Annotated in this window: 20 protein-coding genes; 11 read left to right on the plus strand and 9 right to left on the minus strand. The window is 40.5% G+C overall.

The features are described 5' to 3' along the window. Positions 1-24: 24 nt before the first annotated feature. Positions 25-603, minus strand: a complete 579-nt coding sequence (locus CLV99_RS22185; protein WP_133586706.1) for an RNA polymerase sigma factor — start codon at positions 601-603, stop codon at positions 25-27. Positions 604-1194: 591 nt separating this feature from the next. On the opposite strand from CLV99_RS22185, the gene CLV99_RS22190 reads away from it, so the two are divergent. Continuing rightward, on the plus strand, positions 1195-1614 hold the full coding sequence (locus CLV99_RS22190) for a nuclear transport factor 2 family protein (protein WP_133586707.1): 420 nt from the start codon (positions 1195-1197) through the stop codon (positions 1612-1614). 130 nt (positions 1615-1744) lie between these two features. On the opposite strand, the gene CLV99_RS22195 is transcribed toward CLV99_RS22190, so the two are convergent. Next, positions 1745-2254 carry a GNAT family N-acetyltransferase gene (locus CLV99_RS22195; RefSeq protein ID WP_211348623.1) on the minus strand — a complete coding sequence of 170 codons (510 nt, stop codon included), beginning with the start codon at positions 2252-2254 and terminating at the stop codon, positions 1745-1747. Between the two features lie 454 nt (positions 2255-2708). Here CLV99_RS22195 and CLV99_RS22200 point away from each other — a divergent pair, with 454 nt between their 5' ends. Next, positions 2709-3305 carry a TetR/AcrR family transcriptional regulator gene (locus tag CLV99_RS22200; protein ID WP_133586708.1) on the plus strand — a complete coding sequence of 199 codons (597 nt, stop codon included), beginning with the start codon at positions 2709-2711 and terminating at the stop codon, positions 3303-3305. A gap of 52 nt (positions 3306-3357) precedes the next feature. Here CLV99_RS22200 and CLV99_RS22205 read toward each other — a convergent pair whose 3' ends face one another. From CLV99_RS22205 to CLV99_RS22215, 3 genes are all read right to left on the minus strand, one after another. Then, positions 3358-3693: a phosphoribosylpyrophosphate synthetase gene (locus CLV99_RS22205; protein WP_133586709.1), complete on the minus strand. Its 336-nt coding sequence runs from the start codon at positions 3691-3693 to the stop codon at positions 3358-3360. Between the two features lie 93 nt (positions 3694-3786). Beyond that, a complete protein-coding gene (locus CLV99_RS22210) occupies positions 3787-4164 on the minus strand; it encodes a hypothetical protein (protein WP_133586710.1) in 378 nt (125 codons plus the stop codon). A 115-nt stretch (positions 4165-4279) separates the two neighbouring features. Further along, positions 4280-5665 carry a nucleotide sugar dehydrogenase gene (locus CLV99_RS22215; RefSeq protein WP_133586711.1) on the minus strand — a complete coding sequence of 462 codons (1386 nt, stop codon included), beginning with the start codon at positions 5663-5665 and terminating at the stop codon, positions 4280-4282. 132 nt (positions 5666-5797) lie between these two features. Between CLV99_RS22215 and CLV99_RS22220 the strand changes: the two genes are divergently transcribed. From CLV99_RS22220 to CLV99_RS22235, 4 genes are read left to right on the plus strand one after another with little or no spacing between them, the layout of a single operon-like run. Continuing rightward, positions 5798-5995, plus strand: coding sequence for a PLDc N-terminal domain-containing protein (locus tag CLV99_RS22220; protein WP_133586712.1), 198 nt, complete (start codon positions 5798-5800; stop codon positions 5993-5995). A gap of 31 nt (positions 5996-6026) precedes the next feature. Next, on the plus strand, positions 6027-8021 hold the full coding sequence (gene dnaG / locus CLV99_RS22225; RefSeq protein WP_133586713.1) for a DNA primase: 1995 nt from the start codon (positions 6027-6029) through the stop codon (positions 8019-8021). Position 8022: 1 nt separating this feature from the next. Then, entirely contained in the window at positions 8023-8376 is a 354-nt protein-coding gene (locus tag CLV99_RS22230; RefSeq protein ID WP_133586714.1) for a YraN family protein, read from the plus strand. Between the two features lie 38 nt (positions 8377-8414). Continuing rightward, on the plus strand, positions 8415-9452 hold the full coding sequence (locus CLV99_RS22235; protein ID WP_133586715.1) for a glutaminyl-peptide cyclotransferase: 1038 nt from the start codon (positions 8415-8417) through the stop codon (positions 9450-9452). An 18-nt stretch (positions 9453-9470) separates the two neighbouring features. Here the strand turns inward: CLV99_RS22235 and def are convergent, their stop codons facing one another. Further along, positions 9471-10193 (minus strand): peptide deformylase, encoded by a 723-nt coding sequence (gene def, locus CLV99_RS22240; protein WP_211348624.1) that lies wholly within the window; start codon positions 10191-10193, stop codon positions 9471-9473. A gap of 276 nt (positions 10194-10469) precedes the next feature. On the opposite strand from def, the gene ruvX reads away from it, so the two are divergent. Further along, the gene (gene ruvX / locus CLV99_RS22245; protein ID WP_133586716.1) at positions 10470-10883 is read left to right on the plus strand and encodes a Holliday junction resolvase RuvX; all 414 of its coding nucleotides are present in this window, start codon (positions 10470-10472) and stop codon (positions 10881-10883) included. 3 nt (positions 10884-10886) lie between these two features. Continuing rightward, positions 10887-11321, plus strand: coding sequence for an rRNA maturation RNase YbeY (ybeY, locus tag CLV99_RS22250; RefSeq protein ID WP_133586717.1), 435 nt, complete (start codon positions 10887-10889; stop codon positions 11319-11321). A 61-nt stretch (positions 11322-11382) separates the two neighbouring features. On the opposite strand, the gene CLV99_RS22255 is transcribed toward ybeY, so the two are convergent. Beyond that, entirely contained in the window at positions 11383-11802 is a 420-nt protein-coding gene (locus CLV99_RS22255) for a nucleoside-diphosphate kinase (protein ID WP_133586718.1), read from the minus strand. A 172-nt stretch (positions 11803-11974) separates the two neighbouring features. Between CLV99_RS22255 and CLV99_RS22260 the strand changes: the two genes are divergently transcribed. The 3 genes from CLV99_RS22260 to CLV99_RS22270 all read left to right on the plus strand — a co-directional run bounded on the left by CLV99_RS22260 (position 11975) and on the right by CLV99_RS22270 (position 15188). Further along, positions 11975-12823 carry a 4-hydroxy-3-methylbut-2-enyl diphosphate reductase gene (locus tag CLV99_RS22260; protein WP_133586719.1) on the plus strand — a complete coding sequence of 283 codons (849 nt, stop codon included), beginning with the start codon at positions 11975-11977 and terminating at the stop codon, positions 12821-12823. A gap of 71 nt (positions 12824-12894) precedes the next feature. Next, a complete protein-coding gene (gene hemH / locus CLV99_RS22265; RefSeq protein ID WP_133586720.1) occupies positions 12895-13923 on the plus strand; it encodes a ferrochelatase in 1029 nt (342 codons plus the stop codon). Positions 13924-13931: 8 nt separating this feature from the next. Then, positions 13932-15188, plus strand: a complete 1257-nt coding sequence (locus CLV99_RS22270; protein ID WP_133586721.1) for a metallophosphoesterase — start codon at positions 13932-13934, stop codon at positions 15186-15188. Between the two features lie 48 nt (positions 15189-15236). On the opposite strand, the gene pfkA is transcribed toward CLV99_RS22270, so the two are convergent. Together pfkA and CLV99_RS22280 are read right to left on the minus strand one after the other, a co-directional pair. Beyond that, positions 15237-16211, minus strand: a complete 975-nt coding sequence (gene pfkA / locus CLV99_RS22275; RefSeq protein WP_133586722.1) for a 6-phosphofructokinase — start codon at positions 16209-16211, stop codon at positions 15237-15239. 163 nt (positions 16212-16374) lie between these two features. Continuing rightward, positions 16375-16758 (minus strand): thioredoxin family protein (locus CLV99_RS22280; RefSeq protein WP_170180431.1); only part of this gene is annotated, 384 nt, incomplete at its 5' end.

Genomic DNA, 16758 nt, shown 5'->3' on the forward strand with positions numbered 1-16758 from the left:
TTGATTTTGAGCGCTTTGTTTTTCTTACTGGTTGATAAGGAACGAAAATGCAATGAGGACCACATCGCTTTTTGACTTTAGGATGAGGCGGAGTGAACTGACAGCGCGAGACCGGTTGGTGTATACGGAAGTAGGGCTCATTTCCAGTTGCTGCGCAATCTCCTCTACTGTCTTGTCCTCTAAATAGGTCAGTTTGAATACTTCTTTCTGACGCTCGGGCAGACGCTCTACTTCCTCTAGAATAGATTGAAGAAGCTCAACATAGGTCATCTGGGTAAAAGTGTCCTTATCTTCCACAAGCAGGTGTTCGAATGCAGTGATAGACTCAAGATAAGCAATCCTGTTTGGGGTACGGAGTGTATTTAGACTGGCATTCTTGGCCGAGATGTAAAGAAAAGCCTGGAGATTATCCATAGTTTGGAAGTCCATTCTCCGGTTCCAAACGGTAACAAAGACATCGGCCAAAATTTCTTCAGCGACTTCTGTCTTTTTAACATACTTTGAAATAAAGTATAAAAGTGGTGTATAGAATCTATCATAGATCGCCACAAAGCCTTCCTGGCTATCGCTTCTAAGGTTCTCTATCAAGGTAGATTCTGTCATATGATTTCAAACATAAATAGGTTAGTACCGCCTGTTGCGTTTGTAAAATATGTCTGCTATGGGCATGGGGCTATGTTTGTAAAGGTCTAAATTAGAAAAGTCTTTCTACATTCCCAAATGGACTAACCAAACTTCACTTTAAATTAACCTTGAATTTGACTTTCCTATTTTCGGTGAAGCCTCTCCTTATGACCATAGCTATTGTTTGCCCAATATTGAACAGTTCTGTGTTCAATATCGTACAGTGTTTATTGGATGTGTTTTTCTTATTGTGCATGTATTCAGTGGATTGTGTTTTTGGTTTCGCGCTTGATAACGAATGGCATGAGACGAGTTAGTCGAGATTATCTGTCGATTATCGGCAAAAGGTACAGTCGGAAATTGACCGAAAAAGAGAACGGTTTTACCGAGAAAATAGACGTTCTGGTCTAATCATCGTTCCTAGCTTGATGGTGTCGTTATACCTTTGGTGTAACAAAACAATCAGGAAAGTTGATAAGGAGGTAGAGGAACGATTGTACGTAGATAAAAAACAGATAATAGACATAACGTATAGGTAATAGTACCGTAAAAAATTAAAAATACAAAAAAATGAAAACGACAATCGCAACCATCGCAACAGCATTTATTATGATGCTATCCCTCAATTCTTTTGCTAATGCAAATCCATTGAAAAATTTTAATACGACTAAAATAATAGCGACTTATCTGGAAGTAACGGCATTGGGGGCTCCTGATCTGAATAAGTATTTATTTGCAGACGATTTTCAGTATATGAATGCCGCCGATAAGAAAACTTACGGAAAGAGAGAGTACACAGCCTTTCTGAAAGCTAATAAAGGGCTAAAATACGACTGTGAAACCAGCTACGAAATATTGGACGAATGTGGTAAGGCTTGTATAGCCAAAGTGACTATGAAGTTCAAAAACTTTACACGTGTTGACTATGTGACACTGAGCCAGGGAACAGATAACTGGAAAGTAAGTAAAGTGGTAACGACCTACCCATAGGAACTGGGTAATTTTTGTTCAAATTGTGTAAGAGCCTGCACCGTTAAATACGGACAGGCTCTTTTTTTCTGGGAATGTCTGTATTATTGATTTGACATTTTAGGGCATGAATGGACGCTCTAAAGGATGCTTACATAGGTAGGCCAATAGGGCGTTCCATAATATAGTCTTCCATAAGAAAACCATTGCCAATAGCAATGTTTTCTTCACCCACAATATTAAATCCAATCCGTTTGTAGAAATCTACGGCGCTATTGTCCCGGTTTACGTTTAAGGATAGGGTCTGGTTTCCGTGTTGTAGAGCTAGGGCCGTTACCTCTTCAAATAGCCGCTTCCCTACACCTTGCCCTTGGACTTCTGGTAGAAGGTATATCTTATGGATCTTCGTTTTTGTGTCTGACTTGTAATCTAATTCAAAAGAGAGATAACCAATGTAATTATTGTTTTGCTGAGCAAGTAAGAATTGATGGTGATGTACACCGATCTGCTGCTCAAGTGCGCTGTCCGAATACATGAAGTCCATCATGTAGCTTATTTGTTCCTGAGAGAGTATATCTTTGAATGTAACTGGCCAAATTGTAGCAGCTAGAGATTGAATGACGGGAACATCCTGGAGAGTGGCCTTTATTATTTTAATCATGTTTGTTTATGCTAAGTCGCAGATAAAAATAAAGTTTTCTGTTGAAAGTTGCATTTTTTCGTGGAATATGATTTTTTCTGTTTTGAGATATAATAAATAATGCTTCATAGCGTTATTTATATAATAAGTCAGAAATTTCATAATTTAGGTTAATAATTGGTTTGTGTAGTCCTGGAGTGCTAGCTTCAGGACTATCTTTTACAATGCCTGCCTCAAGTCTGTGAATCGCTAAAAAATATGCTCTTTTTTTTAATGTCTGTGGATATATGTCAAGCTTGATAATTACCCTATAATTGAATTATATTTCCCTAAATATAATAAATAATTAGTGTGAATAAGGGAATTGACCTCCTATGAAAATTGAAGGTTAAACACGTATTCTTTGGCCTAAGTCTGATTTTTTCATCCTTTGTACGGATGTTGATAAAAAGATATTAAGTGGTATATTTATATTATGAAAGTAAATAAGAAAACGCTCCAATCAGAATCGACTAAACGCAAACTGCTTCAGGCTGTGGAAGATATATTGGCTAATGAAGGGTTTGTAGCCTTAAAAGTCGAGAACATCAGTAAGGTGTCTGGGGTAGATAAAAAATTGATCTATTTCCATTTCGGAGATTTGCAAGGTCTATATAATGCGTTTTTGAGGAGTAAGGATTTCTGGCTGTCTGAGGCTTTTGAAGATATACCTCAGCAATTAAACTGGGAAGCCGTGATTGAGGTGTTGAAGAAGCAGTTTTCTGAAATGAAAAGCAATAAATTGCTTACGCAGTTGCTCATTTGGGAATTAAGTGAGAAAAATGAAATATTGTCTAAGTTGGCCGACGAGCGGGATGAGGTAGGGAATGAGCTCTTGACGAAAATAGTGAAAAATGAAAGTTTTAAAGAGGACGTACAGCCATTGATCGCTCTTCTTGTAAGCGGTATCTATTACCTTTCTATGCATGCCACGATCAATGGAAGTCTATTTTGTGGATTAGATATCAATAAAGAGGAGGATGCAGCACGTGTAACGGCTACTTTGGAGCGTGTCTTGAAGAATGTGAAATAAGATTTGTCTGTGAATCTTAATAAGAGGGGGAGGTAACCCTTGGTGGGAAGTGTTATCCTCTAGACTTCTTGTACAGATCCTCGACCAATTTGGATGAACGGTAACCAAATTCTGCGCCAAAGCTGTTGATTACAAGTCCCTTGATGTTGTGTTTTTTTGAAGCAATAGCAAATACAATGCTTTCATCACCAGGATCTGTCATTCCCTCAAACCGGTATATTTCTTCAATGCTGAATTCATCTGGAGAGAGTTCTAATGAATTTTGCGTACAATAGATACATTCCTGCTCTTCGGGGATTAAGAAGTCATAAGTATATCCTCTTTTTTGAAGATCATTGACTGCTTCACTTAGGGTGTCATAGGTATATCTTTTTTTACTACTGTCCATAATAGATGGTTTTGTATATACTGTCCGTAGATTTCTGTTTACAGCGGCCTCTCACTAGCCTATTAAAGGTAGTGAAATATATTTGGATTTTCCCTAATCTACCTTGTTGATATAATCATTCTTTATTTTGACAATATCTTTGCTCTTGCTGAGGTATTCTACTTCTCTCCCTTTGAATACCATTTTCGCAGCGATGCGTTCGCTGTCTTTAATAAATTTTATAAACCGTCTGAAGTTCTCTTTGCGTTGGTCTTTGTTGGATTGGGTCTGGTTGCTGATTAATTGGGCAAGTTCGTCGTTGGTGTGGAGGCTGGCACTGCTTTCACCTTCTGGTTCGAACCAGACTAAAGCTTTGGGGTGTTTATCTAAGAAGATGCCAAACCCTATCTCTTGGTTGCGGTGTTCGAAGATGAAGCATCGGAACTGAAAAATCCCTATGTATGCCTCATCAATAAAAATAATATGCTTCATTAGCACGCTTATTGGTTCTTATGTATAAACATACGTAAAATCCTTTTTATATGCAATACCCCTGAATCAGAGTTGTTCTACAGTCTAAATTGCTATATCGGAGATTAGAGTTTCTCTATTCTCCGATTGCGTAGTATACAAACCCTAGCTCTTCGAGCTGTGTTCTATCCAATAGTTTGCGGCCGTCAAATATAAATGAAGGGCTTTTCATGTTACTTTTGATTCTAGACCAGTCATAAGTTTTAAATTCGTCCCATTCGGTCAATATGGCGATAGCATGAGCATCTTTACAGGCTTCATAAGGGTCTTCGCTGACAGATACTAGTCGTCGGGTTTCGGCATCAGGACGGCTATTTAGATAGTCAAGGTCCACGAATACTTTTTCTGCGGGCACCTTGGGGTCGTATACGAAGATGTCTGCCTGCTCGTTGAGCAAGTGATCGGCTACGTAGATCGCGGCAGATTCTCGTGTGTCATTGGTGTCTTTTTTGAAAGCCCATCCTAGGATGGCTATCTTTTTACCGTTGACGGTATTGAAGAGTGTCTGTATGATGTTGTCTGCGAATCGCTGTTTCTGGTGATTGTTCATTAATATAACCTGCTCCCAATAGTCGGCGACCTCTTGTAGGTTGTAAGATCGTGCGATATAAACAAGGTTCAGAATGTCTTTCTGAAAGCAAGATCCTCCAAAACCTACAGATGCTTTTAGGAATTTCGAGCCTATCCGCGTATCCATACCAATAGCTTTGGCGACTTCTTGTACATCAGCCCCTGTTTTTTCACAGAGCTCAGAGATAGAGTTTATAGAAGAGACGCGCTGTGCCAAGAAAGCATTGGCGGTGAGCTTTGAGAGCTCCGAAGACCAAAGGTTGGTCGTAAGGATACGGTCTCGGTCAACCCATCTGGCGTAAATATCAACCAATGCCTGTATAGCTTCTTTATGTTCTCCTCCGATCAATACGCGATCTGGATTGAGTAGATCCTGCACAGCAGTTCCCTCTGCCAAAAACTCAGGGTTGGACAGGATATGGAAGTTCACCGAAGAGCCGGTGTTGTGTAGAATGCTCTTTAGTGCAGCGGCTGTACGTACTGGAAGTGTGGATTTCTCGACTACAATTTTATCCGAGGTCGCTACATCGGCGATCTGTCGTGCACAGAGCTCAATGTATTTGAGGTCAGCGGCCATCCCTTTGCCTTTTCCATAGTTTTTGGTCGGAGTATTGACAGAGATAAATATCATGTCCGCTTCGTCGATAGCCTTTTCTACATTGGTAGAAAAGAAGAGATTTCGCCCACGGGCTTCGGCAACAATATCAGATAGACCCGGCTCATAGATAGGGAGTAGATCTAGGTCTGGGTCATTCCAGGCTGCAATCCGTTCGGTATTCATGTCCACGAGGGTGATTTGGATATCAGGACATTGCTGTGCGATGACCGACATTGTCGGACCTCCTACATAACCAGCACCAATGCAACATATTTTTTTTATTGTAAAAGCCATCTCTTAGCAAGTTTTTGAAGCACAAAAATAGCTAATTTATCTTAACTCTATCTAACCTTCTTAACTTCGAATATGAGGGATTCTGATTTTTAATTTCTAAATTTGAATTACACAAGACTAGAAAGAGTGAGTATGGATATGCAACAGGTTTTTACCTATTTATTCGGAGCAATAGTCGTTCTTGTACCACTCTTTGCACTATATAAGTGCCTCGTGAATGGGCAAATCAAGAAGACTGCTAAGGTTCTTTGGATGCTGGGGATTATAATTATTCCTGTATTCGGAGGGCTGGTATACCTATTCATGAATGAGGCAAAAGTAGACCAGTAGTCCTATAGGAATATTAAGACAGGGAGGATAGTTGATCACGAAAGAAACCATAGATAAGGTATTAGATACGGCCCGGATTGAGGAAGTCGTTGGTGAGTTTGTAGACCTCAAAAAGAGAGGAACCTCACTGATTGGGAACTGTCCTTTTCATAATGAAAAAACACCATCTTTTCACGTATCTGTAGCCAAGGGGATCTACAAGTGTTTTGGTTGCGGGGCAGGGGGGGATTCCCTTAAATTTGTAATGGAGTTGGAAAAGTTTTCCTACCCCGAAGCAATACGTTATCTAGCCAGCAAATACAGCATTGAAATTGAGGAGGTGGAGAGAAGTCCTGCGCAGATGGCTGCTCAGGATAAACGTGAGAGCCTGTATGTGTTGAGCCAATGGGCCGGTAAATTCTTTAAACAGCACCTTTGGGAAACCGATTCGGGGAAAGCCATCGCGCTTTCATATTTTAAAGAAAGGGGATACAGGGATGATATCATTAAAAAATTTGATTTAGGATATTCTCCCGATCAATGGACTGCTCTGGTCGACGCTGCAAAAAAAGATGGTTTTCAAGAGTCTTACCTATCCGATATAGGTCTTGCGATCGAGCGGGATGACAAAAGTCTGTATGATCGGTTCAGAGGAAGGGTGATTTTTCCTATTCATAACTTGACAGGCCGTATCATCGGTTTTGGTGGACGGACATTAAAGACGGAAAAGTCAACCCCTAAATATGTCAATTCGCCTGAAAGCGAAATCTACCACAAGTCAGACGTTCTATATGGGTTAAACCATGCCAAAAAGGCCGTGATGGACGCGGATCTGTGTTATTTGGTAGAAGGGTATGCCGATGTCATCGCAATGCATCAGGCCGGAGTAGAAAATGTGGTATCTTCCTCCGGTACATCGCTGACTACCGGACAGATCAAACTAATCTCCAGATTTACAAAGAATGTTGTTATTCTCTATGATGGAGACGCTGCCGGTATAAAGGCATCGCTACGGGGGACAGATATGTTGCTCGAAGAGGGATTGAACGTGAAGGTTCTCCTTTTTCCGGATGGCAATGACCCTGATTCTTATATTAAGCAGGTAGGTTCTTCTGCGTTTATTGCCTATATAGCAGCGCATCAAGAAGATTTTATCTTTTATAAGACAAATATCCTACTAAAGGACGCAAAGGATGATCCTATAAAACGTGCTGAGGTAATCCGTGATGTCGTGGAGAGTATTGCACTTATTCCTGATGAGATTAAAGTCTCGGTCTTTATACGTCAGTGTAGCTCTTTACTGGATATCGAAGAAAGGGTGTTGCTGACTGAACTGAACAAAATCCGGATCAATAAGGCAAAGGCTCAGGATAAGAAAGCAAGTAGTGCGAGATCGGCACCTTCGCATATGTCGATCGGTCCAGAGGGAGATATGCCTCCTCCGGATTTCTTTATGACAGAACAAGAGCGTTCTGAGGCAGGGATGCCTGAAGGGAGCACAGAGCAAGTCATTACGGCCGAGGTGTTGCAAGAAAGAGAGATTGTTCGGATTCTGTTGAACTATGGGAGAGAGCTGGTAAGCTGGGAAGGTGATGGTGATATTCCGGTTGCTCCTTATTTATTGGGGAGTATAGAAGATCTGACATTTGACGATAGCGCAAGTGCCAAGATTGTGGCTGTTTTTAAGAAACAGGCTGAGAATTTTGAAGTCCCTGAAGCGAAGTTCTTTATTGGACATGAGGATGGTGATATCTCAAAATTAGCTGTAGATTGTATTGCCTCACGCTATGAACTGAGCCCTAACTGGAATGATGATAAGCGCAAGATCTATATAACGAAAGAGATTGAACACTTGAAAGAGCTTGTTATCCAGGCGATTTATCGGATTAAAAAGAGAAAGTTTGCTTCAGAGATGCATAAAGTCAGAGAGGAGCTAAAGCAACCGCTGAGCGCCGAAGATATGGAGATTGCCCTGCATAAATATCAAAAGCTAAAAGAGGGAGAGCAGTTGTTGGGTAATCTATTAGGAAATACAATCGTAAAGTGATTTGGCAGAGCATCTATCATCGGGTCGGTATGGAGAGCAGTTGGCTCTTGATTTTGTCCGGAAGTTAGGCTATAATGTGTTGGATAAAAATTGGCGCTATCGTTATTGGGAGGTTGATATTGTAGCGATGGATGGCGATGTGCTTGTTTTTATTGAAGTGAAAAGTAGGACAAATACGGCTTTTGGTGAGCCAGCGGAATTTGTCGATTGGAAGAAGAGAAATAATTTGATTAAGTTGGCCGAGGCCTATATAAAGATTAAACGTTTCGAAGGAGAAATAAGATTCGATATTATATCGGTCTACCTAAAAACGAAAGAGGTTGAATGGATTAAAGATGCCTTTTGGAGTAACTAAAAAGTGAAGAATAAACTTATTAAAGTAATTAGATTACGATGAAAAATAAATCAGCAGTAGGATTATTGGTAGCAGTATTAATTACAGTAGTTGGCTGTAAGACGCAAAAAGGTAAGTTAGAATTTGTTCAGCCCGATTCTGGTAAGCGGATTGCTTATGGCGAGCAGGTCAAATTAACGCTTAATTTTCCAAATGCTGCGGTAGATTCCGTTGTATATTCTATCGATGGTAATGTGTTTGAAACCAAACGTGATACGGGATCTGTTGTCTTTGATACAAAGAGTTATGGTTTAGGAGACCGCTCGTTGTCTGCAAAAGTGTACGCTGCAGGGAAGGAAGATATCGCTTATAGTAATGTTATGGTATTGCCACCCAATGCACAGAATTTCGGGTTTGAAGTTGTCAATACATTCCCGCATGATGATCAGTCTTTTACACAAGGATTGCAATATCAAAATGGGGTGATGTACGAGTCTTCAGGAAGATACGAGAAGTCCCAATTGAAAAAAGTAGATCTTCAAACAGGAAAAGCACTTCAATCTGTAGCATTGGACAATAAATATTTTGCGGAGGGAATGACTATTGTTGATGATAAGATTGTCCTGTTGACCTGGATGGAGAATGTTGCTTTTATTTATAATAAAGAGAACCTAAAACAAGTAGGCTCCTTCGGTTATGGAAGCAGTAAAGAGGGGTGGGGGCTTACCTATGATGGCGAGCGAATGATCAAGTCTGATGGGACTAATCGCTTATATTTCTTGAATGCGAAGACAGGAGCAGAAGAATCATCTATAGCCGTGTATGATGAAAATGGCGCTGTCGATCAGTTGAATGAACTGGAATATATCGATGGTAAGGTGTATGCTAACGTGTATCAGCAAGAGGTTATTGTTATTATTGATCCTAAAACTGGGGCCGTAGAAGGTAGAATTAATCTGGTGGGTATGTACAATGAGAACCGTAAGCCTGTAGATAACGAATTGAATGGTATAGCCTATGACCACCAGGCCAAACGTCTGTTTGTGACAGGGAAATTATGGAGTAAGCTTTTTGAAATTAAACTGGTCGCCCGTTAGTATACGGAGCGACCCAGATTACGGTAATATCGTTTTTTTGTCGATCTGAAGAGAGAATGGGATTTTCTCATTCAGTTCGATATATCCCGCTGAAGTCTGTTCTTCCAGTCGATCAGGATAAAGAATGCCTAACAGGTGGTCGACCTCATGTTGAAATATGACGGCTGTAAAACCTTCAATATTTTCTTCAATAAACTGTCCCTTTTTATCTTGGTACTGAAGACGAATCGCATAGCTTCGTTGTATTTCTTCCTTACGATCAGGGATAGAAAGACATCCCTCAGCTCCTAAGCGGGTAAGCTTTGACTTCCATATTATTCTAGGGTTGATGTAAAACTCAAAAGGGTCGTCCGTTTTATCAAAGCGCTGTACCCAGATCAGGTTCCTGTTGATTCCTATCTGAGGAGCGGCAATACCTACTCCTGAGTGATTCGGGTCCTGAACCGTCAAGAGCATACGCGCTTCTAGAGTAGGTAGTAGTGGGTCTGTAGGGTCTATATCAGAAGACTTGCTTTTTAAAACGATAAGTTCTTTTTCGTCTGTTGTCTGGTAGACGTGTAGTTTGCTATCCGTCTGCCCGGCTAGAATGATGCTTTTTTCTGATTTGTTAAATCCTTTGATTTTAGAATTGCCCATTTGATTGTCTTCTATTGTTGAGTGTACGGCTGTTTGCGAAAACAGCGGCATTGCTGCTGTGGTCGCAAAGTACAGGATTATGGTATTTATAATTCTTGATTTCATTCTGAAGAAGATGAGGTTAAATCTACACTTTTTTTTCGGTAGTGTCTTTATGGGCTCGAGTGTCTTTTTGGATATTGCTGATCAAAAATACATTCTGTTGCGCTGTAGAATCGTTAAAGTTTTTAAACAAAATCAGAATCTAATTGTACCTTTGCCAAAAAAGCTTTGAGGATTCACTTTCAGAAGAAACTCTCATGATCTCCCAGGCGGAGGATCATCAATAGAGATGAAAGTTCTTGATGTCCTTAAAGAACAAACACTTTCAGAAGAAAAAATATGCGATTGATGGCATTTGATTATGGGACTAAGCGGATTGGGATTGCTATTTCAGATCCCTTACAGATCATAGCTACAGCGATGGATACCGTTCATCCCGAAAAGATATGGGATTTTCTTAAGGATTATCTGCAACGGGAAGAGGTAGAGACTTTTGTGGTAGGGAAACCCTTGCAGACAGATGGCACAGCATCGGAATCGGCACATCACGTTGTCGGTTTTGTCCGGCGCTTACAGCGGGAATACCCTAATATCCCCGTGGTAGAGGTTGACGAACGATTTACTTCCAAAATAGCATCTCAGGCTATTTTACAAAGTGGGATTAAGAAGAACAAACGGCGGGACAAGGGATTGGTAGATACCATCTCAGCGACGCTAATTTTGCAGACATATATGGACACCCAAAAGTACTAAGGTATGGCATTAAAAGATATTTCCTTTTTCTCAGAAGACATCGATTACACGTTGAAGGAAAAGGCAAAGGTGCGCGAATGGATTCATTCGGCAATACAGGCAGAAGGATTTAAAAGAGTGAGCGAATTGAATTTTATTTTCTGCTCAGACGAATATTTGTTGGATATCAACAAAGAGTATCTCAATCACGACACTTATACGGATATTGTTACCTTCGATTCTTCGGAAGAAGAGGAAGTGATAGCGGGCGATATTTTTATTTCGATAGAGCGGATACGTGAAAATGCAGCGAAGTTTAAAGTGCCCGAGAGAGATGAGCTTCACCGCGTTATTATTCATGGTGTCATGCACCTCTGTGGCTATCTGGATAAAAAGAAAGAAGAAAAAGAACGGATGACAGCGAAGGAAAACGAATACCTGCAGAAACGAAGTTTTTAGGAAAAAGAAGGGGGCGAAAATTTTTCATTTTCGCCCCCTTTTTGTAACCGAGATCGTTCGATTAAAATCTTTCGAATTGTGAGAAGAAGAAGTTTCCTTCGATTTGAGCATTCTCGTCAGAATCTGAACCGTGGATTGCATTTGCATCGATGGATTTTGCATACTTGTTACGGATAGTACCTTCCGCAGCATCTGCAGGGTTAGTAGCACCGATCAACGTACGGAAGTCTTCTACTGCGTTGTCTTTTTCTAGAATTGCAGCTACAATAGAACCTGAAGTCATAAAATCAACTAACTCTCCATAAAAAGGTCTCTCTTTATGAACAGCATAAAAATCACCTGCAGTTTCTTTTGAAAGCTTAATGTATTTCATTGCAATGATTTTGAAGCCACCTGCAATAATATCATTTAAAATAGCTCCGATATGTCCATTTGCTACCGCATCTGGCTTAATCATCGTAAATGTTCTGTTTGTTGCCATTGTAATTATAAATTTTTTGCAAAGATACTAGGAAAAGAGCAAAGATTAAAGAGCAAAGATTAAAGACAGAAGATTTGAGATCCTCAATACTAACATCTCAATACTCATATCTCAATACTCATATCTCAATACTAACTACTAATATCTAAATACTAATACTTAACTTTGTGTTATGTCAAAAAATCTGCAGGTTACGATTGATAAAGATTCAGGCTTTTGTTTTGGAGTGGTGTATGCCATCGACATGGCCGAAGAAATTCTGGAAGAAGAAGGATACCTTTATTGTTTAGGAGATATTGTACATAATGACGAAGAAGTGGCGAGATTGCGGGCCAAGGGACTTCGTATCATCAGTCATGACGCTTTACCCAATTTGCAGAATGAAAAAGTCTTGATCCGGGCTCACGGTGAGGCTCCTGAGACTTATCGTATTGCTTTAGAAAATAATATTACACTGATAGATGCATCCTGTCCTGTGGTACTAAAGCTTCAAAATCGCATCAAGACTTCCTACGATGACTCCGAAAAGATCTTGATATTTGGAAAGCATGGCCACGCCGAGGTTATTGGATTACAAGGTCAGACCAACAATGAAGCGCTGGTTTTTCAGGATATAGATGAACTGGATAATATCGAATTACCCCCATCTTTTACATTATATAGTCAGACCACTAAGAGTGTAGACAAATTCTATGCGATAAAAAAAGAGCTTATTGAACGTGGGTATGAAGTAAAGGCGAATGACACAATCTGTCGGCAGGTTTCTAATCGGTATGAGGATCTAGGAGATTTTGCTAAACAGTATGATCGTGTTGTCTTTGTTTCTGGAAAAAAATCTTCTAATGGAAAAGTGCTTTATGACGTTTGTAAAGCCGCAAATCCAAACTCCTATTTTATATCTGAAGTAGAAGAATTAGATATTTCTTTGTTTAAAGAGGGCGAAGCCATAGGTATCTGTGGAGCGACTTCCACCCCAATGTGGCTGATGAAAGAGATAAAAACTACCCTCGAAAATCTATAGGTAGGTCATGTGATTTTCATATTAGACCGATCCCCACAGCTTAATCTATTTTTTTGTATAATTTTGTCTTAATGAACAAAAAGGCTAAAAAAGGTGTTTTGTTGGTGCAGTTAGGTACACCCGACGCACCTGCTACCGCTGAAGTGAAAAGATACCTTACCGAATTTTTGATGGACGGACGAGTAATGGATATTCCATACTGGAGCCGGACTTTACTTGTCAAAGGTATCATCGTGCCTCAACGATCGGCACAATCTGCCGCTACCTATAAAACCATATGGGATGACCGTACAGGGTCGCCATTGATGTATTATAGTGTGTTGCAGAAGGAAATGCTTCAGGAGCAATTGGGCGAAGAATACCACGTGGAGTTAGCTATGCGTTATCAAAATCCATCAATCGATGCTGCCTTGCAAAAGATGGAGGGAATGCTGCTGGATTCTATTAAGGTTGTGCCGTTGTTTCCACAGTATGCATCCGCGACTACCGGTTCGGTAATGGAGAAGGTAATGGAGGTTATGCGTAAATGGCAGTATATACCTAGCGTGTCTTTTGTGAATAGCTATTGTGAAGACGAAGATATGATTTCGGTATTTGCAGAGAATGGCAAGAAGCATCCTATCGAGGAGTTTGATCATATTTTATTCAGTTACCATGGGCTTCCGGTACGGCAGCTTGGTAAAGTGGATCCTTCCGGAGAATTGCACTGTCCGGATAGTGGTTGTGATACCTGTAAGGTAGAGCTTAACTCATTTTGTTACCTGTCACAATGTTATGCAACAACTAGGGCAATAGCGAAGAAGCTGGAGCTTTCCCCTGAGAAATTTACAGTTTGTTTCCAGTCTAGGTTAGGGAAAACGCCTTGGATACAACCTTATACCTCCGATGTATTACATGATCTGGCTCAAAAGGGGGTCAAAAAGCTACTGGTATTCAGTCCTGCTTTCGTCGCTGATTGTATCGAGACATTAGATGAGATACAGGTCGAGTATGCCGATGAGTTTAAAGCACTAGGGGGAGAGGAAGTTGTTATGGTAGAGAGCCTCAATGATAACCCGAGATGGATCGATTCTCTTAAGAAGCTCGTACTCTCAAATTGATATAAACTATGTTGATTTTCAACGCTATTTTTTTATTTGTATTAGATTTTTACATTTTTTTTGCACTTCGTGCCACTAAAATATCCTTTGTCAGAAAGAAATGGTTTGCGATCGCTTGGTGGTTGTATTCTATTTGTTTATTGGCAGGAGTATTGATCGCATTCAAGTTCAATATTCCATTGATGTATCGCTCTATTATATTAGTCGCATTTTTCATGACTGCCGTTAGTAAGTTTATATACGTTGTCGTATTGCTAATGGACGATATACGGAGAGGGGGCGTCTGGATGTCTAGACTATTTACATCTCGAAAAGGAAAGACATTGGAGGAGCGGGTTGAAGAGTTAGAAAAGCCGCTTCCTGAAAAAGTCAAAAACGGCATTAGTCGCTCTGATTTTTTACTTAAATCTGGAGTTGTGGTGGCGTCTTTACCAATCTTTCCCTTAGCTTGGGGCGTTATATCCAGCGCTTATGATTATCGTATCAGACGGCAGCGTTTAGTACTGCCAAATCTTCCAAAGGCTTTCCATGGCTTTAAAATAGCTCAAATTTCGGATGTACACTCTGGCTCTTTCTATAACCAGAAAGCGGTGTTAGGCGGTGTGGAGATGTTGCTTGGTGAAAAACCGGATGCAATCTTTTTTACAGGCGATTTAGTGAATAATGTAGCCTCAGAAATGAGAGATTACCAAGATATCTTTTCTAAGCTACATGCCGAATTTGGGGTTTATTCTACACTTGGGAATCATGATTATGGTGATTACTATTACGGTAAGGAAGATAGTGCGGCTAAACGTAAAAACTTGAAAGATATTATCGATGTCCATAAGGTAATGGGCTGGGATCTCCTGATGGACGAAAATAGAGTGATTAAAGTGGATAATGAAGAACTTTCCATTGTTGGGGTACAGAACTGGGGAACCGGACGTTTTCCGAAAAAAGGTGATTTGGGCAAAGCATTGATAGGTACTGAAGATAAAGCAGTCAAATTGCTGTTGTCTCATGACCCGTCACACTGGCGCGCTCAGGTACTCGATACAGATGTAGACGTTATGTTTGCCGGCCATACACACGGTATGCAGTTCGGGGTCAGAGGAGAGCATTTTCAATGGAGTCCTGCTAAATATATCTATAAAGAATGGGCAGGCCTATATCAGGAGGGACCGAAGCAGCTTTATGTTAACACGGGCTATGGTTTCTTAGGTTACCCTGGCAGGGTGGGAATATTACCAGAAATTACAATTTTTGAATTGGTAACCTCCTAATGAAAATATACAAATAAAGCCTGTGGACATCCACAGGCTTTATTTGTATTAATGTGATAGGATTTCAACAATCCGGGTGAGATTGTCGTTGATCTTGTCAATATGTTTGATTGCTTTTCCGAACGGTGTAAATTGAATCTGTCCACAGATCAATCCAGCCATTTCGCCACGACGCCCTTCCAATAATCCTTCCACAGCTGCTACTCCTAGTCTGCTGGCCAGTACGCGGTCCATACAAGACGGCTTGCCACCACGTTGGATATGCCCTAGGATAGATACCCGAACATCATAATGAGGGAAGCTTTCTTTTATTTTTTCTGCTACGACCAGGCCTCCTTCATTGTCACCTTCCGCAACGATAATAATTCGCGAAGACTTATTCTTTCTGGTTTGATCCAAACGCTTCATGATCGCTTGGTAGTCTACGGTTAATTCCGGGATCAGAACTGCTTCTGCTCCTGTACTGATGCCAGAACGAAGTGCAATAAGTCCGGAGTCACGCCCCATTACCTCAACTACAAAAAGTCGATCATGGGATTCAGCCGTATCTCTAATCTTATCTACAGCATCCACCACGGTATTGATCGCTGTGTCGTACCCGATTGTAAAGTCAGTTCCTGCTAGATCATTATCGATTGTTCCGGGTATACCTACGATAGGAATATCAAATTCTTCGATAAACTTGGATGCTCCTGTAAAAGTTCCATCACCACCGATAACCACTAAACCATTAATGCCCAGTTTTTTTATGTTGTCGTAAGCTTTTTTACGTCCTTCGACCGATTTAAACTCTTCACTACGCGCTGTTTTTAGGATAGTACCTCCCCGTTGGATAATATTTGCCACAGATTTGGCATCCATAGAGATTATTTCTCCATTGACCAATCCATCATAACCACGGCGTACGCCAAACATATTAGCCCCATGGTATATACCAGCCCGAATTACAGCCCGTATTGCAGCATTCATGCCTGGAGAATCACCTCCCGATGTTAAAACAGCTATATTCTTAATTTCACTCATATGTTCAAACCTAGATAAATTTATTTTCAAGTGCAAAATAAATGTCAGTTGCACTCAAATACATCTGTACATTACTATGCTCCCTTATTGGGGTCTATATTATACAAAAATAACAACATTTGTTATCAAATGTTGTTATTTTTACATTAAAAGTATGTTTGGTTTACTTCGCTTTGAATGCGTCTATTCCAGACTGTAGGAATGCTCCATACTTCTCGATATCATAGATCGCACCACTTGTCGGCACCAATAGCTCACCCTCGTTGTCCAAAAGTGCGTACAATGGCTGTGAGTTGCTCTCAAACTTCGTAATCTGAAAATCAGCATTGCGCTTACTTACCGTATTGATCTTTTTGCCCGTTTTCTTTGAGACATAGTGCTCACTTTCGGGAAGATCCAATACCTTGTCATCAACGTACAGCTCTACAAGGATAAACTCATTGTTAAGCATCGCCCGTATTTTAGGGCTACTCCATACTTCAGCTTCCATCTTACGGCAGTTGACACAGTTCCAGCCTGTAAAATCGACCAACAACGGTTTCTTCTG

It is taken from the genome of Sphingobacterium yanglingense, assembly GCF_004363245.1.
In the GTDB taxonomy this organism is placed as follows: Bacteria; Bacteroidota; Bacteroidia; order Sphingobacteriales; family Sphingobacteriaceae; genus Sphingobacterium; species Sphingobacterium yanglingense.